General features: G+C 71.0%; 17 protein-coding genes. 10 read left to right on the top strand and 7 right to left on the bottom strand.

The features are described from left to right. Positions 1-36 precede the first annotated feature (36 nt). From rhaS to G401_RS0140450, 8 genes are all read left to right on the top strand, one after another. Positions 37-1098, top strand: a complete 1062-nt coding sequence (gene rhaS, locus G401_RS0140415; RefSeq protein WP_027346965.1) for a rhamnose ABC transporter substrate-binding protein — start codon at positions 37-39, stop codon at positions 1096-1098. A 56-nt stretch (positions 1099-1154) separates the two neighbouring features. Next, on the top strand, positions 1155-1499 hold the full coding sequence (locus G401_RS0140420) for an L-rhamnose mutarotase (protein WP_027346966.1): 345 nt from the start codon (positions 1155-1157) through the stop codon (positions 1497-1499). After that, the gene (gene rhaI, locus G401_RS0140425; protein WP_027346967.1) at positions 1496-2671 is read left to right on the top strand and encodes an L-rhamnose isomerase; all 1176 of its coding nucleotides are present in this window, start codon (positions 1496-1498) and stop codon (positions 2669-2671) included. Before G401_RS0140420 ends, rhaI begins: the two co-directional genes overlap by 4 nt. Continuing rightward, entirely contained in the window at positions 2671-4692 is a 2022-nt protein-coding gene (locus tag G401_RS0140430) for a bifunctional rhamnulose-1-phosphate aldolase/short-chain dehydrogenase (RefSeq protein ID WP_034594661.1), read from the top strand. The genes rhaI and G401_RS0140430 overlap by 1 nt, the downstream gene beginning before the upstream one ends. Next, positions 4689-6146, top strand: a complete 1458-nt coding sequence (locus G401_RS0140435; RefSeq protein WP_027346969.1) for a rhamnulokinase — start codon at positions 4689-4691, stop codon at positions 6144-6146. The genes G401_RS0140430 and G401_RS0140435 overlap by 4 nt, the downstream gene beginning before the upstream one ends. A gap of 66 nt (positions 6147-6212) precedes the next feature. Further along, the gene (locus G401_RS53945; protein ID WP_051367950.1) at positions 6213-9839 is read left to right on the top strand and encodes an FG-GAP-like repeat-containing protein; all 3627 of its coding nucleotides are present in this window, start codon (positions 6213-6215) and stop codon (positions 9837-9839) included. Positions 9840-9937: 98 nt separating this feature from the next. After that, the gene (locus G401_RS51775; protein ID WP_157546813.1) at positions 9938-16060 is read left to right on the top strand and encodes an RHS repeat-associated core domain-containing protein; all 6123 of its coding nucleotides are present in this window, start codon (positions 9938-9940) and stop codon (positions 16058-16060) included. A gap of 108 nt (positions 16061-16168) precedes the next feature. Next, positions 16169-16576 carry an MmcQ/YjbR family DNA-binding protein gene (locus G401_RS0140450; RefSeq protein WP_027346970.1) on the top strand — a complete coding sequence of 136 codons (408 nt, stop codon included), beginning with the start codon at positions 16169-16171 and terminating at the stop codon, positions 16574-16576. Between the two features lie 24 nt (positions 16577-16600). Here G401_RS0140450 and G401_RS0140455 read toward each other — a convergent pair whose 3' ends face one another. Then, positions 16601-17977, bottom strand: coding sequence for a serine hydrolase domain-containing protein (locus G401_RS0140455; protein WP_027346971.1), 1377 nt, complete (start codon positions 17975-17977; stop codon positions 16601-16603). Next, positions 17974-18222, bottom strand: a complete 249-nt coding sequence (locus G401_RS0140460; protein WP_211240971.1) for a hypothetical protein — start codon at positions 18220-18222, stop codon at positions 17974-17976. The genes G401_RS0140455 and G401_RS0140460 overlap by 4 nt, the downstream gene beginning before the upstream one ends. Before the next feature lie 207 nt (positions 18223-18429). On the opposite strand from G401_RS0140460, the gene G401_RS0140465 reads away from it, so the two are divergent. Next, positions 18430-19353 (top strand): helix-turn-helix domain-containing protein, encoded by a 924-nt coding sequence (locus tag G401_RS0140465; RefSeq protein ID WP_027346973.1) that lies wholly within the window; start codon positions 18430-18432, stop codon positions 19351-19353. Between the two features lie 141 nt (positions 19354-19494). On the opposite strand, the gene G401_RS0140470 is transcribed toward G401_RS0140465, so the two are convergent. Further along, a complete protein-coding gene (locus G401_RS0140470; protein WP_027346974.1) occupies positions 19495-20127 on the bottom strand; it encodes an HNH endonuclease family protein in 633 nt (210 codons plus the stop codon). A gap of 223 nt (positions 20128-20350) precedes the next feature. On the opposite strand from G401_RS0140470, the gene G401_RS51780 reads away from it, so the two are divergent. Further along, entirely contained in the window at positions 20351-21895 is a 1545-nt protein-coding gene (locus tag G401_RS51780) for a M4 family metallopeptidase (RefSeq protein WP_051367952.1), read from the top strand. A gap of 209 nt (positions 21896-22104) precedes the next feature. Here G401_RS51780 and G401_RS58740 read toward each other — a convergent pair whose 3' ends face one another. The 4 genes from G401_RS58740 to G401_RS0140490 all read right to left on the bottom strand — a co-directional run. Beyond that, positions 22105-22374, bottom strand: coding sequence for a transposase family protein (locus G401_RS58740; protein WP_084558141.1), 270 nt, complete (start codon positions 22372-22374; stop codon positions 22105-22107). 70 nt (positions 22375-22444) lie between these two features. Continuing rightward, on the bottom strand, positions 22445-23167 hold the full coding sequence (locus G401_RS0140480; protein WP_027346975.1) for a VOC family protein: 723 nt from the start codon (positions 23165-23167) through the stop codon (positions 22445-22447). A 68-nt stretch (positions 23168-23235) separates the two neighbouring features. Next, a complete protein-coding gene (locus G401_RS0140485) occupies positions 23236-23853 on the bottom strand; it encodes a transposase (RefSeq protein WP_322787779.1) in 618 nt (205 codons plus the stop codon). After that, a partial coding sequence (locus G401_RS0140490; RefSeq protein WP_027346559.1) for a winged helix-turn-helix domain-containing protein occupies positions 23805-24150 on the bottom strand: 346 nt, incomplete at its 5' end. The genes G401_RS0140485 and G401_RS0140490, both read right to left, overlap by 49 nt.

The raw sequence follows: 24150 nt of genomic DNA on the forward strand, positions 1-24150 counted from the left end.
CGGACCGAGGGGCGGCCATCGATGAAGGGAACCGACATGAGAGCAGGCACCGGCCGGGTACGCCTCGTGGCGATCACGGCTCTGGCGGCGCTCGCGCTGGCGACAGCGGCGTGCGCGGACGATTCGACCGACGGCACGAGCGCCTCGCCCGCGGCGTCCGGCGGCGGCAGCATGAAGAACGGTCTCAAGATCGCCTTCTTGCCCAAGCAGGTGAACAACCCGTACTTCACCACTTCCGACAACGGCGGCAAGACGGCGGTCGAGGAGATCAAGGGCACCTACAGCGAGACGGGGCCGTCCGAGGCCAGCCCGTCGGCGCAGGTGTCCTACATCAACACGCTGTCGCAGCAGAACACCGACGTCATCGTGGTCTCCGCCAACGACAAGGACGCCATCTGCGGCGCCCTCAACGAGGCCCGCCAGGGCGGCGCGAAGGTCGTCACGTTCGACTCCGACACCAACCCGACCTGCCGCGACCTGTTCATCAACCAGGCCACGGCCGAGGGCATCGCCAAGAACCAGGTGAAGCTGATCTCCGACGCGGTCGGCCCCGACGGCGGCGAGATCGCCATCCTGTCGGCCACGGCCAACGCGACGAACCAGAACACCTGGATCGAGATGATGAAGACGGAGCTGGCCAAGCCCGAGTACGCGAAGCTCAAGCTGGTCGACACCGTCTACGGCGACGACCAGGACCAGAAGTCGTTCACCGAGACCCAGGCGCTGCTGGCCAAGCACCCGAACCTCAAGGGCATCATCTCGCCGACCACGGTCGGTGTCGCCGCCGCGGCCCGGTACCTGTCCGGCTCCAGCTACAAGGGCAAGGTCCAGCTGACCGGCCTCGGTACGCCCAACCAGATGCGCGCGTTCGTCAAGGACGGCACGGTCAAGGCGTTCGCCCTGTGGAACCCGGCCGACCTCGGCTACCTGGCCGCGTACGCGGGCGGGGCGCTGGCCTCCGGGCTGATCACCGGCAAGGAGGGCGACAAGTTCACGGCCGGCAAGCTCGGCGAGTTCACCGTCGGCAAGGACGCGACCGTGCTGCTGGGCGACCCGTTCACGTTCAACGCCTCGAACATCGACCAGTTCAACTTCTAAGCGTCTTCGGATCCCCGTCGTAGCAACGTCCATACAGGACGGAAAGGAGGCATGGCGTGCGCCGGATCTGCTTCACCCTTCAGGTCAGACCCGATCGGCTGGAGGAGTACCGGCGCCGCCATGCCCAGGTGTGGCCGGACATGCTGGCCGCCCTGCGCGACACCGGCTGGCACGACTACAGCCTGTTCCTGCGCGGGGACGGCCTGCTGGTCGGCTACCTGCTCACCGACGACTTCGAGGCCGCCCTGGCGGCCATGGACGCCACCGACGTCAACGCCCGCTGGCAGGCGCAGATGGCCGAGTTCTTCGACACCGGCCGCCCCGACCAGCACATGCACGTGCTCACCGAAGTGTTCCACCTGGAAGACAGCCCGCAAGAAGAGCTGGGAGACCAACGATGACCGACCTCGCGCCGCGTACCGTCGCGCGGATCAAGGACGCACTGCGCGGGCAGCGCATCGAGACCGCCTCCTGGGCGTACGGCAACTCGGGGACCCGGTTCAAGGTGTTCGCGCAGGAAGGCGTACCCCGGGACCCGTACGAGAAGATCGCCGACGCGGCCACCGTCCACCGCTACACCGGCGCCGCGCCCACCGTCGCGCTGCACATCCCCTGGGACAAGGTCGACGACTACGCCGACCTCGCCCGCCACGCCCGCGAGCACGGGATCGCCCTGGGCACCATCAACTCCAACGTCTTCCAGGACGACGACTACAAGCTGGGCAGCGTCACCAACCCCGATCCACGCGTACGCCGGAAAGCGGTTGCCCATCTGGTCGAGTGCGTCGACATCATGGACGCGACGGGGTCGCGCGACCTGAAGCTGTGGTTCTCCGACGGCACGAACTACCCGGGCCAGGACGACGTGCGTACGCGGCAGGACCGCCTGGCGGGCGCGCTGGCCGAGACCTATGCGCGGCTGGGCGACGGGCAGCGGATGCTGTTGGAGTACAAGCTTTTCGAGCCGGCCTTCTACATGACCGACGTGCCGGACTGGGGGACCGCCTACCTGCACTGCGTGGCGCTGGGCGAGCGGGCGCAGGTGGTGATCGACACCGGTCACCACGCGCCGGGCACGAACATCGAGTTCATCGTGGCGATGCTGCTGCGGGCCGGGAAGCTCGGCGGGTTCGACTTCAACTCCCGCTTCTACGCCGACGACGACCTCATGGTCGGCAGCGCGGACCCCTTCCAGCTGTTCCGCATCATGCACGAGATCGTCCTCGCCGACGAGCTCGACAAGGACATCGCGTTCATGCTCGACCAGTGCCACAACCTGGAACCGAAGATCCAGGCGGTGATCCGCTCGGTGATGAACGTCCAGGAGGCCACCGCCAAGGCGCTGCTGGTCGACCACGCCGCGCTCCAGGCCGCCCAGGACGCCGGCGACGTGCTGGAAAGCAACGCGGTCCTGATGGACGCCTACAACACCGACGTACGCCCGCTGCTGCGCGAGGTACGCGAGGACCAGGGCCTGGACCCCGACCCGATCGGCGCCTACAAGCGTTCGGGCTACCTGGAGCGCGTCCGGGCCGAGCGCGTCGGCGGCACGCAGGCGGGGTGGGGTGCCTGATGCCGGCCGACGATCTGCTCGCCCGCTCGCGGCGGCTGGGCGCCGACCCGCGCAACACCAACTACGCCGGGGGCAACACCTCGGCCAAGGCGACCGCGACCGACCCGGTGACCGGCGAGCCGGTGGAACTGTTGTGGGTCAAGGGTTCCGGCGGCGACCTCGGTACGCTGACCGAAGCCGGACTGGCCGTCCTGCGGCTCGACCGGATGCGGGCTCTCGTGGATGTCTACCCGGGCGTCGAGCGCGAGGACGAGATGGTCGCCCTGTTCGACTACTGCCTGCACGGCCGGGGCGGGGCGGCGCCGAGCATCGACACCGCGATGCACGGGCTCGTCGGCGCCGAGCACGTCGACCACCTGCACCCCGACGCGGGGATCGCGTTCGCCACCGCCGCCGACGGCGAGGCCCTGACCAAGGAGTGCTTCGGCGACCGCGTCGTGTGGGTGCCGTGGCGGCGGCCGGGCTTCCAGCTCGGCCTGGACATCGCCGCCGTGAAGGCTGCCCATCCGCAGGCGATCGGCTGCATCCTCGGCGGCCACGGCATCACCGCCTGGGGTGCCACCAGCGACGAGTGCGAGCAGCGGTCCCTGGAGATCATCCGGACCGCGCAGGCGTTCCTGGACGAACGCGGCCGGCCGGAACCGTTCGGTCCCGTCATCCATCCGCCACTGTCCATCGAGGACCGTCGCGCGCGGGCGGCCCTGCTGGCACCGGTGCTGCGCGGCCTGGCGTCGACCGATCGGGCCCAGGTGGGCCATTTCACCGACGATCCGGTGGTGCTGGACTTCGTGGGCCGCGCCGAACATCCCCGGCTCGCGGCGCTCGGCACCTCGTGTCCCGACCACTTTCTGCGGACGAAGGTGCGCCCGCTCGTCCTCGACCTGCCGCCGACGGCCCCGCTCGACGAGACGGTGGCCCGGCTGCGGGAACTGCACGCCGCGTACCGCACCGAGTACGCGGCCTACTACGCCCGGCACGCCGCGCGGGACTCGCCGCCGATGCGCGGCGCGGACCCGGCGATCGTCCTCGTTCCCGGGGTCGGCATGTTCAGCTTCGGCCGGGACAAGCAGACCGCCCGGGTCGCGAGCGAGTTCTACGTCAACGCCGTCAACGTGATGCGCGGCGCCGAGGCCGTCTCCCGCTACCAGCCGATCCCCGAGTCGGAGAAGTTCCGCATCGAGTACTGGGCCCTGGAGGAGGCGAAGCTCGCCCGCATGCCGAAACCCCGACCGCTCGCCACCCGGATCGCGTTCGTCACCGGTGGCGGCTCCGGCATCGGCCGCGCGGTCGCGCTGCGGCTGGCCGCCGAGGGAGCCTGCGTCGTCGTCGCCGACCGTGACGGGGAGGCGGCCGCGCGGGTCGCCGCGGAGATCGGCGGTCCCGACGCCGCCGTGGCGGTCACCGCCGACGTGACCGACGAGGACGCGGTACGCGCCGCGCTGCGCGATGCCGTCCTCGCGTTCGGCGGCGTGGACCTTGTCGTCAACAACGCCGGCCTGTCGATCTCCAAACCGCTGCTCGACACGAGCCTCGCCGACTGGGACCTGCAGCACGACGTCATGGCCCGCGGCTCGTTCCTGGTCGCCCGGGAGACCGCCCGGATCATGGTGGCCCAGCGGATGGGCGGCGACGTCGTCTACATCGCCAGCAAGAACTCCGTGTTCGCCGGGCCTAACAACGTCGCGTACGGCGCGGCGAAAGCCGATCAGGCCCACCAGGTCCGCCTCCTGGCCGCCGAACTGGGCGAGCACGGCATCCGGGTCAACGGGGTCAACCCCGACGGCGTCGTGCGCGGTTCCGGCATCTTCGCATCCGGCTGGGGCGCGCAGCGGGCGGCCGTCTACGGCGTACCGGAGGAGAAGCTGGGGGAGTTCTACGCGCAGCGGACACTGCTGAAGCGCGAGGTGCTGCCCGAGCACGTGGCCAACGCGGTGTTCGTGCTGGCGAGCGCCGACCTGTCGCACACGACCGGCCTGCACGTGCCCGTCGACGCGGGCGTCGCGGCGGCCTTCCTGCGATGAGCGATGCGGTCACCGTCGCCGCGGTGGATCTCGGCGCGTCCAGCGGGCGGGTGATCACCGCCCGGGTCGGGCCCGACCGGCTCGACCTGGGCGCGGTCACCCGGTTCCCGAACACCCCGGTCCAGGTCGGCCCGACCCTGCACTGGGACGTGCTCGCCCTGTACCGGGACGTCCTCGACGGGCTGCGGCGGGCCGGCCCGCTCGACTCGGTCGGCATCGACTCCTGGGCCGTCGACCACGGCCTGCTCGACGCGGACGGGCGGCTGCTCGGCAACCCCGTGCACTACCGGGACGCGCGTACCGAGGGGATCGTCGACGAGGTGCTGGCCCAGGTGCCGGCCGCCGACCTCTACGCGCAGAGCGGGTTGCAGCTGCTGCCGTTCAACACCGTGTTCCAGCTGGTCGCCGCCCGGCCGACGGCCCAGTTCGCGGCCGCGCGTACGCTGCTGCTCATCCCGGACCTCCTCGGCTACTGGCTGACGGGGGAGATCGGTGCGGAGCGGACGAACGCGTCGACCACGCAGCTGCTCGACATCCGGACCGGCGGCTGGAACACCGGCCTGGCCGCGCGGCTCGGACTGCCGTCCGGGCTGCTGCCCCCGTTGCGGGAACCCGGCTCCCGGATCGGTCCCACGCGGGCGGAACTCGGCCTCGGCGCGACGCCGGTGACCGCTGTCGCCTCGCACGACACCGCCTCGGCGGTCGTCGCCGTGCCGGCGCGGGGTACGCGGTTCGCGTACATCTCCTGCGGGACTTGGTCTCTCGCGGGCGTCGAACTCGACCGGCCGGTGCTGAGCGCGGACAGCCTGGCCGCCAATTTCACCAACGAGATCGGGATCGACGGGACCGTACGCTACCTGCGCAACATCATGGGCCTGTGGCTGCTGCAGGAGAGCCAGCGGTGCTGGGGCGTCGACGACGTGGCGGAACTCCTGCGCGAGGCGGCCGGCGTGGCGCGGTTCAGGTCCGTAGTGGACGTCGACGATCCGGTGTTCCTGCCGCCCGGGGACATGCCGGCCCGCATCCGTGACGCCTGCCGGGACACCGGCCAGCCGGTGCCCGCGAACCTGGCCGAGGTGACCCGGTGCATCCTCGACAGCCTCGCCCTCGCCCACCGGCGGACCATCGACCAGGCCGCCGCCCTGAGTGGACAGGACATCGACGTCATTCACCTCGTCGGCGGCGGCGCCCGCAACGAGCTGCTGTGCCAGCTGACCGCCGACGCCTGCGGGCGCCCGGTCGTCGCCGGTCCGGTCGAGGCGACCGCCCTCGGCAACGTCCTGGTCCAGGCCCGGTCGCTCGGGGCCGCCGCCGGTGACCTCGACGGAATGCGCGCGCTCGTCCGCGCCACGCAGCCGGTGCGCCGCTACGAGCCGACCGGCCGCCCGGCCGCCTGGGCGCAAGCCGCCGAGCGCCTGCGTACCGGCGGTATGCCGATGGTAAGCGAACGGTAGGCGGCCGTATCCACACTTTCGGCGCCGGCCCGGCGTGCCGCCGGGCCTCGCGTCGAAGGAGCATGAGTGAGAACTCCTCGCCGCGGTGCCGCGAGACGGTACCGCGTCTTCCTGGTCACCCTCGCCACCCTGGCGGCGGTCACGATACCGACAGGACCGGGCGCCGAGGCCCAGTCCCCGGCGCCCGTCGCCTGCGCCGCGACGGCCGCGGATCAACCGGCCGCGACCGCCGCCGCCCGCCGGTGCCACCAACCGGTGGAGGTCCTGTCCGCGCGCGGCACCGACACGCAGCTGTACGCGAACCCGGACGGCTCGTCCACCCTCACCCTCGCCGCCGAGCCGCAGCGGGTACGCCGAGCCGGCGGCTGGGTCCCGTTGGACACCACGCTGACGGTGGCGGCCGACGGCTCGGTCGCGCCCCGGGCCGTCCTCGGCGATCTGCGCTTCTCCGGCGGCGGCCGCCAGCCGCTGATCAGTCTGGGCAGCGGCGCCGGCGCGTTCACGCTCAGCTGGCCGGCGCCGCTGCCCAAGCCGGTCGTCGCCGGCGACACCGCCACCTATCCCGATGTCCTCGCGGGCGTGGACCTGCAGGTCACCGCGACTCCGACCGGCTTCCGGCACGCGCTCGTGGTGCGTACGCCGCAGGCCGCCGCCGATCCGGCCCTCGACGAGATCCGGTACGCGCTCGGCGGCGGCGCGGACCTGTCCATCGACACCCGGGCGGACGGGACCCTGATCGCGCACGACAAGGGTGGCCGGCCGGTGGTCTGGTCGCAGGCGGCGTCCATGTGGGACGATCCGGCGTCCGGCGGGAGGTCGTCGGTCCACGGGCCGGGCGACGGTGCCCGGCTGGCCGCGGTGACCGTCAGGTCCGACCGCGCGACCCTGTCCGTTCGCCCCGACCGGGGACTGCTGCGCGGACCGGGGACGCGTTACCCGGTCTACATCGATCCGCCGTTCTCCTACGTCAGCGGCTCGTCGCGGTGGGCGTACTCCAACGACCACAACGGCACCAACACGGACACGAGCGTGGCCCGCGTCGGGCTGGATCCCAGCGGCGGCTACCTGTACCGCTCGTTCTTCGAGTTCCCGACCAGCGCGGGCGGCTACAACCTGGTCGGCGCCCGGATCATCTCGGCCAAGGTGGACGCCACGCTGTACCACTCGTGGTCGTGCGGCGCCACGCCGGTGACCCTGTGGCACAGCGGCGCCATCATGGCGACCCCGCGGACGGACTGGTCGCCGGGGCTCGTCACCTACCTGGACACCCGCAGCGCCAACGCGCACAAGGGCACCAGCGACTGCGGCGACCAGCCGAACGTGAACATGAGCTTCAGCGGCAACCTCGCCGGCGACCTGCAGGCGGCGGTCAACGGCGGCGCGGGCAGCTACACGGTCGCGTTCTCGGCCCGGGACTCCGCCGGCAACGGGGAGTCCACACAGGACCGGTGGAAGAAGTTCCTTCCCTCGACCGTCGCGCTGTCGGTGCAGTTCAACCACGCGCCCGGTACGCCGGCCATCGGGCAGCTATCGATCGATCCGTCGTTCACCTGCTCGACCAGCCCGGTCCTGATCAACGGGCGTAACGGGATCACGCTGCGGGCGACGCTGGGCGACGCGGACAACGACTCCATCACGCCGCAGTTCACCGTGAACGGCGTCGACCCGCAGTACGTGCACCCGATGGGGCCGGCCGTGCCGGGGTCCTTCACGGCCTCGGTCGACGCGGCCGGGCTGGCCGACGGCAAGGCGTACTCGTGGACGGTCCGGGGCGGCGACGGCCTGGACGTCGGCGGGACGAGCCCGGCCTGCCCGTTCCAGGTCGACGACTCCGTACCGGGCGATCCGGGGGTGACGAGCACGGACCTCGCGCTGAGCGGCAACCTGATCGTGCCGCCGGCCGCGGCCGGGGCCTACGTCGGCCGGGCCGGTGCCGTCGCGGTCGCCCCGGCGGCGGGATACACCACTACGGCCGGCTACCTGTACGCGGTCTCCACGAGCGGGCCGGCCGTCCCGGTCGTGTGGGTGCCCGCGCGCAACGACGGCACGGCGACGCTGCCGGTCGTCCCGCTCGACGCGACGCGGGTGAACTACCTGTCGGTCCAGTCGCGCAGCCTCACCGGTCAGGTCGGCGGCATCGTGACCGTCCGGTTCAACACCCACGCGGCGACGGGCACCCCGCACGTACGCGGCGACTTCACCGGTGACGGGCACGCCGATCCGGTGCTCGTCGCCCCGGCCGACGGCGGATCCGCGCTGTGGCGGTGGACGACCACGGCGAGCGGGACGTCCGTCCTGCCGCCGACCGCCGCGGGCGGGGTCACCGGGGCCACCTCCAGCGCCCAGTTCTACCCGGGCGACTTCGACGGTGACGGCCGCACCGATCTCGCCACGCTCAGCCAGCCGGGCGCCGCGCCCTTCTCGTTCTCGGTCGCACTGTCGGACGGCAACGCCGTTCGGGGGCAGGCAGTCGACACCTCGGCCTGGGCCGTCGCCACCGTTCCCGGCTGGGCGCCGCCGCAGCTCGCGGACGCCAAGGCGGTCATCGGCGACTTCACCGGCGACGGCCGGGACGATCTGGGGTTCGCGTACAACGCGATCGCGGGCAGCCGCTGGGACTTCTGGGTGGCCGCCTCGACCAGCACCCCGGGCACCGTCTCCTTCGCCGCGCCGGTGCTGTTCGTCATCAATCCCACCAGCGACCTGTCGAAGATCAAGGTGATGGCCGGCGACGTCAACGCCGACGGCAAGGCCGACCTGATGGAGGCGTACGACCAGGGCGGCTGCACGACCGCGTTCTTCCTGCACCTGTCGGCGGGCGGTTCGATGCCCAACGGCACCCAGAAGTACGCCAGCGGCGCGAACGGCCTGTGCTGGGGCAGCGCGGGATTCCTCATGGGCGACTTCAACGGCGACGGCCACGCCGACGTCGGCGCGTTCGTCGACAGGTCGCTGTGCCAGTCCGACCTGAAGACCTGGCTGACCGTCAACGGCTCGGACGTGGCCGCGCCGACGACCCCGTTCTCGGGGTCGGGCACCCAGTTCTGGTGCCAGGGCAACATCAGCCCGTTCGTGGGGGACGTCAACGGTGACGGCCGGGCCGACATCGCCTCGCCCTACGTCACCTCCAACAAGCAGGTACGCCTGAACCTGTTCCTGTCCAACGGCACCGGGTTCGCCGCGCCGAGCCTGTGGTGGGAGGGCGGGGTCGGGCCGACCGGCACCGGCAGCATCGTCATCGACACCACCGCGAAGTACCAGTTCTACGCCGGGTTCAGCAACCTCTGCCTCGGCATCGCCGGATCCTCCACCGCCTCCGGTACGCAGTTCACCGAACAGTCCTGCTCGGCCGGCCTCAACACGCAGTTCACGTTCGAACGGTTCGGCTCCGGGGCGTACTTCCATCTGCATCCGGCGCACAACACCGGGATGTGCCTGACGATCGGCAACAACGGCAACGGGGCCAACTTCACGCCGCTGGTCCAGCAGGCCTGCAACAACACCGTCTATCACCAGATGTGGCAGGTCAACTACGTGGGCGGGACCGGCGACATCGTCGTCAACGTCCAGTCCAACGGCTCCGGCAAGTGCGCGGACGTCCAGTCGGGCGGCACGGCCGTGGGCACCGGTTGGATCGAGTACGACTGCCACGGTGGCGACCCGCAGGAGTACCACCTGCGCCGGGTCGGCTGACCGTCCGTCACCGCCGGCCCCGGCGAGGCGCCGGGGCCGGCCTCCGCTCGGCCTCTCCCTTCCCTGATTCCAGCCTTTCCTTTGAAGCAGGTGTCTTCATGCGCATACGCGGTTTCACGGCACTGGGTGCCGGATTACTCCTCACGATGGCCTCGGCGGGCGCCGCCCTCCCGGCCGCCGCCGCGCGGCCGGCCCCACCCCGGGCCCAGGCGGTCACGCCGACCGCCGTGCGGGCGGTCGGCGTCGCGGCCCGAACCCCCGATCCGACCAGCGGACAGACCATGCGGTCCGCCCCGGCCGCGCGTACCCGGCCGCGGGCGGGCTCCGTGACGATCGCCGCCGGCACCGGGTCCGGCTGGCACGCCGCGTCCGGCCAGCCGATCGCCGTTCAGGCCGACACCGCCGTCCGCGTCGACGTCCTCGCCACGACCGGTGCCGCCCGGCCGTTCGTCGCCCGCGTCGGCCCGGGAGCGCGCGCGGTCCGCGTCGACTATCAGGCGTACGCGGACGCGTACGGTGCCGACTACGCCGCCCGCCTCCACCTGGCCCGCCTACCCGAATGCGCACTGTCCACACCGGACGCGCCCGGCTGCGCGCCGACGGCCCTGACGGCCACCAAGGACGAGGCGGGGGCCACGCTCGCCGCCACCCTCGGCGTACGCGAGGACACCGCCGGGCGTCCGGCGGCCGGGTCGGCAGCGGTCGGGCCGGCCGCCGCCCAGGGGACGCTCGTGGCTCTGGTCGCGGCGCCGTCCTCCTCGGCCGGCAGCTACACGGCCACCAAGTTGCAGGCGTCGCAGACCTGGTCGGCGGGTGCGGAGTCCGGTGACTTCGCGTTCAGCTATCCGCTGCGCGTACCGCCGTCGCAGGGCGGACCGGCGCCGCAGGTGCAGCTGTCCTACTCCAGCCAGTCGGTCGACGGTCGCACGGCCGCGTCCAACGCGCAGCCGTCCTGGCTCGGCGAGGGCTTCGACTACGAGCCCGGCTCGATCGTGCGCGCGTACGCCGACTGTGCCGACGACGGCCAGGCGAACGACCACGACCAGTGCTGGGGCGGCGACAACGGGACGCTGTCGCTCTCGGGCCACAGCGGGGAGCTGATCCAGGACGCCACGAACCCGGCGCGCTGGCATCTGAAGAACGACGACGGCACCAGGGTCGAGAAGCTGGCCGACGCGGCCGACGGCAACGGCGACCAGACCCGCGACTCCGGCGGGAACCTGATCGCGGAGGGCGAGTACTGGAAGGTGACCACCACCGACGGCACCCAGTACTACTTCGGCCGCAACAAGCTGCCCGGCTGGTCCTCGGGCAAGCCGACCACCGAGTCCACCTGGACGGTGCCGGTCTTCGGCAACAACACCGGCGAACCGTGCCACGGCTCGACCTTCGCCGCCTCATGGTGCGCGCAGGCCTACCAGTGGAATCTGGACTACGTGGTGGACGTGCACGGCAACAGCATGTCGCTGTGGTACGACCAGGAGACCAACCAGTACGCGCGCGCCAACACCGCGTCCAGCGTCTCGACCTACGTCCGCGGCGGGACGCTCGCGCACATCGACTACGGCACCCGCACCGACACGGAGTTCACGGCCACGGCGCCGTACCGGGTGGTGTTCGACCGGCAGGACCGGTGCGTCACCCAGGGCTCGACCTGCACCTCGGCCACCCCCGCCAACTGGCCGGACGTGCCGTGGGACCAGCAGTGCACGTCGACGACGTCCTGCACCGACCACTACTCGCCGGTCTATTTCAGCCAGAAGATGCTCGGCGCCGTGCGTACGCAGGTGTCGACCGGCGGCGGCTACCGGGACGCGGAGACCTGGACCCTCAACCACGTCTTCAAGGACCCGGGCGACAACCACGCCAAGATCCTCTGGTTGCAGTCGTTGTCGCACACGGGCAACGTGGGGACGGCCACGACCCTGCCGGACGTCACGTTCACCCCGATCCAGATGAACAACCGCGTCGACATCACCGGCGCCCGCGATCCGATCGTGCGCTACCGCCTGCACGCGGTGGACGACGAGTACGGCGGCGAGCTCACCGTCACCTATTCGGCCGCGGAGTGCTCGGCGGCGAACAAGCCCTCGGCGCCCGAGACCAACACCAAGCGGTGCTATCCGATCTGGTGGACCCCCTACAACGAGACCACGGCAGTCTTCGAGTACTTCCACAAGTACGTCGTCACCGACGTCGTGCAGCGGGACCTGACCGGCGGCGGCAAGGCCGTCGAGCACCACTACTCCTATCTGGACGCTCCGGCGTGGCACTACGACGAGGCGGCCTTCGTCCCCGCGGCCCACAAGACCTGGGGGCAGTGGCGGGGCTACAGCCGCGTACGGACGGTCACCGGCGGCACCGACACCACCCGCCAGCAGGAGGACACCGTCTACTTCCGGGGGATGAACGGGGACAAGCTCCCGTCCGGCACCCGCGCCGTGACGATCGCCGCCGACCCCGACTTCGGCACCGCCGCGATCGCCGACGAGCCCTGGCGCGACGGCAGCGTCCGCGAGAGCATCGTCTACAACGGAATCGGCGACACGGCCCCCGTCGTCACCAAGACGCTCGACGAACCGTGGGAGCACGGCCCGACCGCCAGCCGCGTCCGCGACGGCGTGACCGTCTCCGCGTACGCGACCGGCACCCGGACGGTCACCGTCAAGAACGCGCTGGCGGCCGGGGGCTGGCGGACGACGCAGACCAACAGCACGTTCGACTACGACGCCGGTGCGGCCGACCCGACCGGCCGGGTGACGAGCACCGAGGATCTCGGCGACCTCGCCACCACCGCCGACGACACCTGTACGCGCAACACCTACGCGCTCAACCCGGCGAGCTGGCTGATGGACAAGACCGCCGAGGTCGAGACGGTCGCCGTCCGCTGCTCGGCGACCGTGGCCCGGCCGGCGGACGTCGTCGGCGACACCCGGACGTTCTACGACGGCGGCACGACGTTCCCGACCGCCGTCAGCCTGGGCGACGTCACGCGTACCGAGCGGGCGACCGCGTACAACGGGACGACACCCGTCTACAGCCCGGTGTCCACCGCTACGTACGACCGGTACGGCCGCGTACTCGACAGCTATGACGCCCTCGGCACGAAGAGCTCCACGGCGTACACCCCGGTGACCGGCGGCCCGGTCACGGCCGTCACCACGACCAACGGGATGGGCTGGGCCGAGACGGTGAGCCTGGAACCGGCGTGGGGGTTGCCGACCCACAAGGTCGACGTCAACGGCAAGGCGACCGACGTGACGTACGACGGGCTCGGCCGGCTGACCGCCGTCTGGCTGCCCGGCCGCGCGGCACCCCAGCTCGCGGACATGCGCTACACCTACGTCGTGCGCGGCTCCACCGGGCCCACGGCCAGTTCGACCGCCACGCTCGACAACACCGGCGGCGGCTACAACACGAGCTGGACGCTCTACGACGGGCTGCTGCGGGCACGGCAGACGCAGGGCGTGTCGGCCGCCGGCGGCCGGATCCTGACCGACACCGGCTACGACTCCGCCGGGCGTACGGCCCTGGCCTCGACCGTCTACTACGACACGGCGGCCCCGGGCGCGGACCTCGTGACCCCGGTCAGCGTGGCGCCCGGCCGCACCCTGACCAGCTACGACGGCGCCGGCCGGGCCACGGTGGCGGCGTTCCAGATCAACGGCGTGGAGAAGTGGCGGACCAGCACGGCGTACTTCGGCGACCACATCGAGGTCACCCCGCCGGCCGGCGGCACCGCGACCGCCACCTACTCCGACGCGCGCGGGCGCACGACGAGCCTGCGCCAGTTCCACGGCAGCACCCCGACCGGCGCGTACGACACCACCGGGTACACCTACAACCACCTCGGCGACCGGGCCACGGCCGTCGACCCGATGGGCGACACCTGGCGGTACGGCTACGACCTGAACCACCAGACGATCAGCGTCGACGACCCCGACAAGGGGCACACCGCGACGACCTACGACGCGGCCGGCGACCCGCTGACCGTGACCGACCAGCACGGGCAGATCACGTACGCGTACGACGCGCTGGGCCGCAAGACGTCGGCCCGGAACGGCACGACCGCGCTCGCCGACTGGACCTACGACACCCTCGCGAAAGGACAGCTCACCTCGGCGACCCGGCACACCGCCGCCGGCGACTACACCACCGGGGTCACCGGCTACGACAACTCCTACCGCAGCACCGGCGGGTTCGTGACGCTGCCGGCCGGTGAGGGGATCCTCGCCGGCACCTACACCAGCACGATCACCTACAACGCCGACGGCAGCACGGCGACCGCGACCGCCATGCGCAACCCTTCGGTCAGCGACGGGCTGCCGGCCGAGACCATCCGGTACGGCTTCAACAAGCTCGGCCAGGCCACGACCGTCGCGGGCACGGCCACCTACGTCACCGGCATCGGCTACGACGAGCTCGGCCGGCGTACGCAGCTCGACCTGTCGACCGGCAACGGCCGTACGCTCAGCCAGGTCTGGGCGTACGAGACCGGAACCGGGCGGGTGACCGAACACGGCGTGCTCGACAACGCGGGCGCGGTGTACCAGGACACCTTCACCTCCTATGACGCCGTGGGCAACGTGTCCACCCTGGACGACCGGACCGCGCAGTACGGCGGACCGGCGAACGACACCCAGTGCCTGCACTACGACTACCTGCGACGGCTGGATGACGCGTGGACGCCGGGCGCCGGCAGCTGCGCGGCGGCCCCGTCCACCGGTACGCTCGGCGGCCCGAGCCCGTACTGGCAGTCCTACGGCTACGACCTCGCCGGAAACCGGACGACCCGGACCGACCACACCGGAGCGGGCAACCTGCTGCGGACGCTGTCCTACCCGGCCGCGGGGCCGAACGCGGTCCGGCCGCACACCGCCACCACCGTCACCCAGCAGGGTCCGGGCGCGGCGGGCCCGGCGACCTACGCGTACAACGGCGCGGGCGACACGACCAGCCGGCCCGGTCAGACGCTCGGCTGGGATGTCGAGGGACACCTGTCCAGCGTCACCGCCGGCGGCCAGACCACGACCTACGTGTACGACGCCGACGGTCACCGGCTGCTGGCCAAGTCGCCGGCGGCGACCACGCTGACCATCGGCTCGGCCGAGTTCCGGGCGGCCGGCGGCACGGTCACCGCCACCCGGTACTACGGCGCGGACGCCGTACGCACGCCGGCCGGGGTCGCCTGGCTCACCCTCGACCAGCACGGTACGCCGGAAGCCTCGTACGACGCCGCCACGCTTTCCGGCCAGCGCCGGCGGACGACGCCGTTCGGCGAGGCGCGGGGCAACCCGGTGACGTTGGCGGGCAGCCACGGTTTCGTCGGCGGTACGCCCGACGCGACCGGCACGACGCACCTCGGGGCCCGCGAGTACGACGCCGAACTGGGCCGGTTCCTGTCGGCCGATCCGCTGTTCGACTCGTCCGATCCGCAGAGCTGGCAGAACTACGCGTACGCCGGTAATTCGCCCGCGACGTTCAGCGACCCGGCCGGGACGAGCCGGGAGCCGGTGTGCGACGTGAACGGCGACTGCCTGATGAACCCGGGCCAGCGCAAGCCGGCGGGCTGGGACATCAAGGTGCCGGACCCGGTGAAATGCGACGCGAAGTGCGCCGCCAACCGGATCAAGAACAGCGGCGACCGCGACAAGGACGTGGCCGATCTGAAGGCGCAGTACTGCAAGCAGAACCCGACCTGCCAGGTCTACACGGCCGAGTACGACACCCCGTGGAGCGACATGACGAAGTACTCCGGCATCCGCCTCGGCGAGGCCCAGGAGATCGGCGACGGCACCCTCCTGAGCTGGAGTGAGGAGGCGCAGAAGGAATGGGCGAAGTCGGCCACCCTGACGGTCAGCGCCGGGGTGGAGGAGAGCCTCACCGCCGACTTCAAGGTGCTCGGCGGGTCGAACACCACCAAGGTGGACATCTCGGCGTCGGTCACCGTCTCCGTCAGCGAGACCACGACGGTGGGCCAGGGCCGGCAGACGGAGGTCAAACCCGACGGGGCGAACCAGATCTACTACCTGAGCCCCGTCATGGCCACGCGCTGGCACGTCACGGCCGACACGGTGGTCGACCGGGACGGCCGGCAGCACACGACCCTGCACTACAAGTTGGAGGTGGACATCTCCAGCACCCGCGCGATCACCAAGGTGTCGAGCTGGAACATGGTGCCGGTCAGCAAGCCTGACGTGCTGCAGCAGCTCTTCGGCTGAGGGCGGGCCCCGGTCCGCTGTCGGCCCGGTGCCGACCTGGAAGACGCGGGGGCGTCCCGGCTTCGGCCGGGGCGCCCCCTGTCGTACCCCGGCGGTAGCGTCGAGCACATGGCCGGACGGGGAGATGTGCCACCGCTGATCGAGGACAGGCTGCGGGCGGTGTGCCGGCGCCTGCCCGACGCCTACGAGGAGCCCGCCTGGACGGGTACGCGCTGGCGGGTGCGCAAGCGCACCATCGCCCATGCGTGTGTGGTGGAGGCCGACCATCCGAACTCCCTCGCGAGCGCGTTCGCGGCCGAGGGGCCGGTCTGCGTCGTCACGTTCCGGGCACCGGGCGGCGAGGCGGGCGGCCTCATCGCGTCCGGGCTACCGTTCTACTGGCCGGGGTGGGGGACCAACGTCGTCGGCATGCTCCTCGACGACGGGACGGACTGGACCGAGGTGGCCGAGCTGATCACCGAGAGCTACCGGATCCAGGCGCCGAAGATGCTGGTCAGACTCCTGCCCGAACCGTGATCATGAGGGCGGGACCGCCCGGGTTCAGGACCGTCGTGGATGGACCCGGCAGTTCGTGTGCAGGTAGCGCGCCCGGCCGTCCACGAAGTCGTAGATCGCCACCGTCTGCGGGTCCTCGAGTGGATCCGACGGCCGCATCAGGAAATGCGTCTCGCTCACCGGGAGCAGCGCGTAGCGGATGCGGTCGGGCTTCTGGAGGAACCGCGCCTGCATCGGGTCGACGACCACCGTCAGGCACAGCCCGCCGTCCTCGGCCGACACCTCGAACCGGGCACCGGGCCGCTCGTAGACACCCTCGTACCGGGACGGATCCAGGCGCAGCGCCGGGTCGGGGGCGGGCAGGTCCGGGACCGTCCCCAGGCCGAGGTCGGCCAGGATCTCGTTGAACACCTTGCGGTAGAAGCTCTCCCGCGGCCCGCCGTTCGTCAGCATCGTGATCGCCGTGTCCGCGTCCGGCAGGATGCGCAGGCGGGCGTTCTGGCCGATCGTGCTGCCGTCGCCGGCGTACACCGTCCGGCCGTGCCAGTCGCAGACGATCAGGCCGAGCGCCCACTCCGGCCCGAACATGTAGGGATCCGGCACCGGCACGCGCGAGGTCATCATCTCCCGCACGCCCGCCGCCGACAGCAGCCGCGTGCCGTTGCCCGCCACGCCGCCGCCAAGCAGCACCCGCGCCATCGCGAGCACCTCGCGTACCGTCGAGGTGATGTTGCCGCCCGGCCCGAACGCCCGTGGCAGGTGGTCGATCGGCGTCACGATCGGGCCCTCGGCCACGGACCGCAGCAGGTGCCCGGTCGCGGCCCGCGCCGCGTCCACCTGCTCGTGCCGGCTGTTCGTGTCGGTCAGGCCCAGTGGATCGAACAACCGGTCGCGCATCAGGTCGTCCCACCGCCTGCCGTCGGCGACCTCCAGGATTCTCGCCAGGATCGCGTACGCGAGCGCGGCGCTGTACCCGTGCGTCCAGCCGAGCGGGAACACCTGCGGCGCGTCGGCGATCCCGGCGACCATGCGCTCGTAGACGTCGTCGTCCTCGCCCGGATCCCCGTACGCCTCCTCGATCCCGTTGTCGTGGTAGAGCAGATGACGAGGCGTGACCCGGGCGCTGACCTCGGGGTCGCCGACCCGGAAGCCCGGCAGGTAGGTGCGGACCGGCTCGTCGAGGTCGACCCGGCCCTCGTCGACGAGCTGCAGGAAGGCCAGGGCGGTCCAGGTCTTGGTCATGGAACCGCACTGGTAGACGGTGTCGGTCGTCGCGAGCCGGCCCGTCTCGACGTTCGCGACCCCGACCGCGAACTCGGTGACCTCCCCGCCCCGCAGTACGCCGATCGCCGCGCTCGGGATCCCGTACTCCGCGAGCAGGTCGACGACCCGCGTACGCAGGCGGGCCACGTCCACCGTCATCGGGGCAGCCCGACCGCGTTCGCGGCGTCGGCCTCGAAGTACTCGGTCGTCGCGTAGCCGCCCGCGTACGTTTCGATGAAGTCGCGTACGCCGTCGATCGAATCGTGGGTGAGGAGGTTGACCGCCTTCGCGCCGTCCTTGCTCGCGACGGCGAGCTTCCACTGGGCGCCCTTGGGGAGCCGGGAATGCGCCTTCTTCAGTGCATCCCAGAACTTCGCTTCGTCCGAGACCGCCGACACTGCCATCACATGCATCGTCATTCCTCCTGAGTCGGGGAGAATCCTTTCCGGATGAAAAAACGCTACGTTGCGTTTTATCAAGCGTCAACGCAGATCGGGCTCAAAAGGCGAGATTGGGAGCAATCGTTGCAACAGGATTGCGAGTGAATGCAATTACCGCCGACAGCCCGTTGCAATGTACTGTGCGTAAAGGCAAGCAGGGAGGACGCACCGATGCCCGGGGGCAGGCTGACCGAGGAAGACCGCGAGCGCATCGCGGCCTGGCTCGCCGACGGCCTCGGCTACGCCGAGATCGCCCGCCGCCTCGGCCGCCCGACCTCCACGATCAGCCGCGAGGTCGCCAGGAACGGCGTACCGGGGGACTACCTGGCCGGCCACGCGCAGGAGGCGGCCGGGCGCCGGGCGCGGCGCGGCAAGCCCGCCCGGCCGCCGAAGATCGTCCCGGACGGCCCGTCGGCCGCGGCGGCGAGCGCCTTCGTCGACGAGTTCGCCGCGCTGCTGGCCGCGACCGGCCTGGCCAGGATGACCGCGAGGGTGTTCGTCAGCCTGCTCGTCGTGGACGCCGCGGGCCTGACCTCGGCCGACCTCGTCCACCGGCTCCAGGTCAGCCCGGCGTCGGTGTCCAAGTCGATCGGCCACCTCGCCGCGATGGAACTCGTCGTACGCCGCCCGGACCCCGGCGGCCGCCGCGAGCGGTACGCGATCGACGACGACGTCTGGCTGCGGGCATGGCAGGCCGACACGGGCGCGCACGGCGACATCGCGACCGCCGCCCGGCGGGGGATCGACATCTTCGGCCCGGACTCGGCCGCCGGTGGCCGGCTCGACCGGATGGGGCGGTTCTTCGGCCGGCTCAGCGAGCACATGGGCGGCAGCGCGCTCGCCGATCCCGTGGTGGACGACGCGCTGACGATCGTGGCCGCCCTGGTGCACGCAGCCCGTCCGATGCGGCCGACGGCCCTGGCCACCGCGCTCGGCTGGCCGCCGGACCGGGTCGCCGCGGCACTGGAACTGATCGCCGCCCGGCCGGAGATCGCCGATCCGCTGATGCTGCGTACCGCCGGACGCACCGCGTACGCGATCACGGTCCGCCCGGACCGCCTCACCGCGACCCAACAGACCGCCCTACACCCCTGACTCGCCCTCACCGCCCCGTCCCGCCGCGCCGCTGTCCACAGTGACCCCCTGCGACGATCTTGCGCGAATGTCTCGAATTTCGCGGCGAATGCCGGAAAAGCCCGGACATTCGCGCAAGATCGTCGGAACTCGGCGGGCAGGTCAGCAGGTGGCGAGCATGCTGGTGAGAGCGGACTTCTCGGCGCTGTCGACCGTCAGGGCGTAGTACCACTTCACCTGGATCCAGGCCCGGGCATAGGTGCAGTAGAACGAGGTCAGCGGCGGCTTCCACTCCGCCGGGTCCTTGTCGCCCTTGCTCTGGTTCACGTTGTCGGTGACCGCCCACAGCTCGGGGCCGCCGAGGTCGTTGGCGTACGTCTGGCGCTGCGCCGTGGTCCACGCCCAGGCGCCGGACGCCCACGCCTCGGCCAGCGGCACCATGTGGTCGATGTCGACGTCGGACGGGCTGGTCCAGGTCGCGCCGTCGTACGGGCTCTTCCAACTGCCGGCGGTGGGGTAGCAGCTGCTGTTGACCGTGACGCCGGTACCGTCCCGCTTGAGGACCGTCTCGCGGGTGTCGCAGGTGCCGCTGATCGTGATCCAGTGCGGGAACAGGGCTCTGTCGTAGGTCGACCCGTGCGATTCGGCGGCCACGGTCAGGGCGGCCAGCCGGGTCGTGGCGGTCGCCGCCGAGGGGATGTTCGGCGGCGTCGCGTACGCCGATTCCGGCAGCACGATCGTGAGCACGGAGACGGCGGCGAGGGCGAGGGTGATGCGCAGGAGTCGTTGCTTCATGGGGGCTCCCGGTGTCGGGCCGCGGCCGGTCGGGGGTGTCCGGCGGGGAACGCGGCCACGATCGCATCGAGTATCGACGATGGAATGCGATCGCGGAACGCGCGCGGGCGACGAGCGGATGAACTTCGCGTCGGCTACTACCCGAAGTAGGCACACTCGGCACTGACAATCTTCGATATAAACGAAGGCGTGTGGCTACCCCCGGCCACGTCAGGAGGATCCCGTGAAGATTCGCAGGAGGTACGCCGTCGCCACCACCGTGGCCGCGGCGTTCGTGCTGGTGGTCGCGACCACCTCGCAGGCCAGCGGCGCCGGCGGCCGAACCCCGGTCGCGCCCGTGAACTCGTTGGCGGCGGCCACGGCCGGCGCGGACGCGCTGGTCGCCGCCCGGCCCGAGGCGATCAGGAGCAGTGCCGGCGAGGCGTACGTGCGCGGCGGAGCGATCGCCGCCAACGGTCTCACCTATGTCCCCTACGAGCGGACTTACCAGGGTCTGCGCGTCGCGGGCGGCGACTTCGTCGTCGTGACCGACGGTGCGGGCAAGGTCGTGCTCACCTCGGTCGCCCAGGATGCCGCGATCGGTACGCTGAGCACCACGCCCGCGATCACGGCGGGCGCGGCCGAGAAGGTCGCCCGTCGCCAGCTGACCAAGGTGTCGGCGGTGGAGGGTACGCAGCTCGTCGTCTCGACGCTGACCGGAACCGCCCGGCTGGCGTACCAGACGACGCTGAACGGGCAGGGCGCCGACGGCTACAGCCGGCTCACCGTCACCGTGGACGCGCTGAACGGGGCGGTCCTCGACCGCGTCGAGCACGTCACGCGCGGCACCGGCACCGGCAACTGGGAGGGCACGGTCACGATCGCGACCAAGCTCAGCGGCAGCACCTACTCGCTGTCGAGCCCGACCACCAGCAACCTGCCGTGCCAGAACGCGACCGGCAACGCGACCTTCACCGGACCGGACGACCTGTGGGGCAACGGCGTCGGCACCAACCGGGAGACCGGCTGCGTCGACGCGCTCTACGGCGCCGAGAAGGAAGCCTCGATGCTCAGCGCGTGGCTCGGCCGCAACGGCATGGACGGCGCCGGCGGCGCGTGGCCGATCCGCGTCGGCCTGGCCGACCTCAACGCGTACTACGACGGCACGCAGGTCCAGATCGGCCACAACCAGGCCGGCGCGTGGATCGGCGCCACCGACGTGATCGCGCACGAGATGGGCCACGGCGTCGACGACCACACCCCCGGCGGCATCTCCCGCCGCGGTACGCAGGAGTTCGTCGCCGACGTGTTCGGCGCGTCGACGGAGTTCTACGCGGCCAACCCGGCCGACCCGTCGGACTTCCTGGTCGGCGAGGAGGTCAACCTGGTGGGCAGCGGCCCGATCCGCAACATGTACAACCCGTCGCTGCTGGGCGACCCCAACTGCTACTCCAGCAGCATCCCGAACGGCGAGGTGCACGCCTCGGCCGGTCCGGGCAACCACTGGTTCTACCTTGTCGCGATCGGGAGCAACGCGTCCGGCCAGCCGGTCAGCCCGACGTGCAACAGCACCACGGTCACGGGTATCGGCGTACAGAAGGCACTGAAGATCTTCTATGGCGCGATGCTGTTGAAGACCACGCAGAGCGGCTACCCCAAGTACCGCCTGTGGACGCTGCAGTCGGCCAAGAGCACCTACCCGGGCAGCTGCACGGAGTTCAACACGGTCAAGGCCGCGTGGAACGCGATCAGCGTGCCGGCGCAGTCGGGCGAGCCGTCCTGCCCGTAGTGCGCATCATCCCTGACGGCCCCACCGGGAAGGTGGGGCCGTCAGGCCCCGGTATCCATCAAATTCAAGATCTTTTTAAGATCATTTTGTCCCGGGTGCGTCGATCTCACCTCCGCTCCTCCCGCGGGAGACCGTTCCGGCGCGGGGCGCCTCCACTGCCACCTGAGTGGGGCGACGCATCATCCACCGTCGCATCGTCGCCCTTCACCTCACGCTGCGCCGGCCTTTGTCGCGACTGTCCAACCCGCGCCCATGCAAGGGTCTCCTCCTTGGAGCCTTCGTGGCTCTCGATCCCAGCAACCTGGTCCGCCGTCGGCGTGCAGCCGGCCTTCGAATCGTTGCGCCAGGCCGGATTCGCGCCACGCTTTGGCGTCGTGCATCGAACCGGGCTGCGGCGTGCCGGTCAGTACCAGGGTGCCGTGGTGGGATCCGACGACCTGGACGTTGAAGCCGCAGGCGTGGCGCTTGCCGGAGTACATGCCCGATCCGGGACAGTGACGCTGCAACAGCGCGGGCCGCCCTCGCAAATCCAGTCGTGGGGGTGGCGCGTTACGTGCGAGCCCTGGGTCGGGCCTGTCGTACGCAGAACTCGTTGCCGTCCGGGTCGGCCAGCTCGGCCGATCTGTCCTCGTCAGTCGACATCAGGGTCGCTCCGAGCGATACCAGCCGGTCGACCTCCGTACGCAGATCGGTGTCGGTCGCGGCGAGCAGAAAACGCTGCGTGTTGCGGACGGTCTTCGGGGCGACAGGTGGTCCGCCCCAGGCGACCTTCGTCCCGCCGAGCGGCGACTGGACGACCGTCTCCTGATTCTCGTCCCACACCAATGGCCAGCCGAGCCCCTCGCTCCAGAACAGACCGACGTCCCGCGTACCGTCGCAGGCGACCTCGGCGAGGTGGCCGCAGCCTGACAGGAATCTGTTGTCGGGCTCCATCACACAGAAATGGTTGCCAGCCGGGTCGGCCAGGACAATATGGCCCTCGTCGGGCAGCTGGCCGACGTCGACATGCACGGCCCCGAGCGCCACCGCCGCTGCCACCGTGTCCTGCTGGTGGGCGAGGCTGGTGCTGGTCAGGTGTAGGTGCAGACGGTTGAGGTGCTCCTCCTGCGGCCGCCCCGGAACGAATCGGAGGCCGACCTGCGTCGGCGTACCAGGCAGGAGCAGACCGCCCGCATCCTCGACCGCATCTCGGCGGAGCATGCCGCCCCAGAATCGGGCCAGCCGCGTGGGGTCATGGGCGTCGTAGGTCACTGCCAGCAGTTGTACGGCCATCTCCGGACGGTAGGCGTACACCGACAACCTCGCCACAGATATTTGCTAGACACTTTTCGGGGTGGGGGTCAGGGTGGTCGTGGTGGAGATAGACCCGTTCCGGTGAGGAAGCCATCGATGAGGCCGGTTCGGTACTGCATGCGTTTGAGGCGGTTCTTGACCGCGGCGGTCAGCGCGGTAGCGGTACGGGCGGACAGGTTGGCCAGGCTGCGTTTCATCGCTGACCACACCTTCTCGGCGGGGTTGAGTTCCGGGGCGTATCCAGGCAGCCGGTAGACGCGCAGCCACGGCCGGGCAGCGATCAACATCCGCATGCGGGCCGAACGGTGCGCACCCAGGCCGTCCCACACAAGCACGATCGGCCCGCCGAGTTGCTGATGGGCGGCGTCGACCAAAGCGGCGAAGTCGTTCTCCCGGAAGCCTTTCGGTTCACCTTTACGACCGCGGGAGGTGATCGTGCGGTAGATCAGCCGGCTGCGGTCGCCGGGCCGGTAGCAGACCATCCCGGCCACCGACACCCGCGCGTTACCGGCCGCGGTCACCTTCACCACCGGCGTCACGCCACGCGGTGCCCAGGTCGTGGCCTTGGCCGCCCGCAGCGTCTGACCGCACTCGTCAGCGAAGCAGATCCAGGCGTTCAGCCGTGTCGCGACTCTTTTAGCGCCGGCCACTGATAGCGGCGCCACCGGGCGATGGCCTGCTCGTCGCGTTCGATCGCCCGGTGGATCGGCTGCTGCGGGGGATAACCCAGCCGCCGCATCGCCTGCCACACCGTGGTGACACCCACCCGGACATGGAACATGACCGCGATCAGGTCACCAATACGCGCCAGGGTCCAGCGTTGGTCCTCGCCATGCCCGGCCGCCGCCGGACCCAGCTCCAACCGCGCCTTCAACCTGGCCAACTGCTCATCGGACAACTTCGGCTCCGGACCCGCAGCACCCCTGGAAGCCAACGCCTGCACACCACCGGCCAGCCACGCC

Source organism: Hamadaea tsunoensis DSM 44101, from assembly GCF_000428945.1.
GTDB lineage: Bacteria > Actinomycetota > Actinomycetes > Mycobacteriales > Micromonosporaceae > Hamadaea > Hamadaea tsunoensis.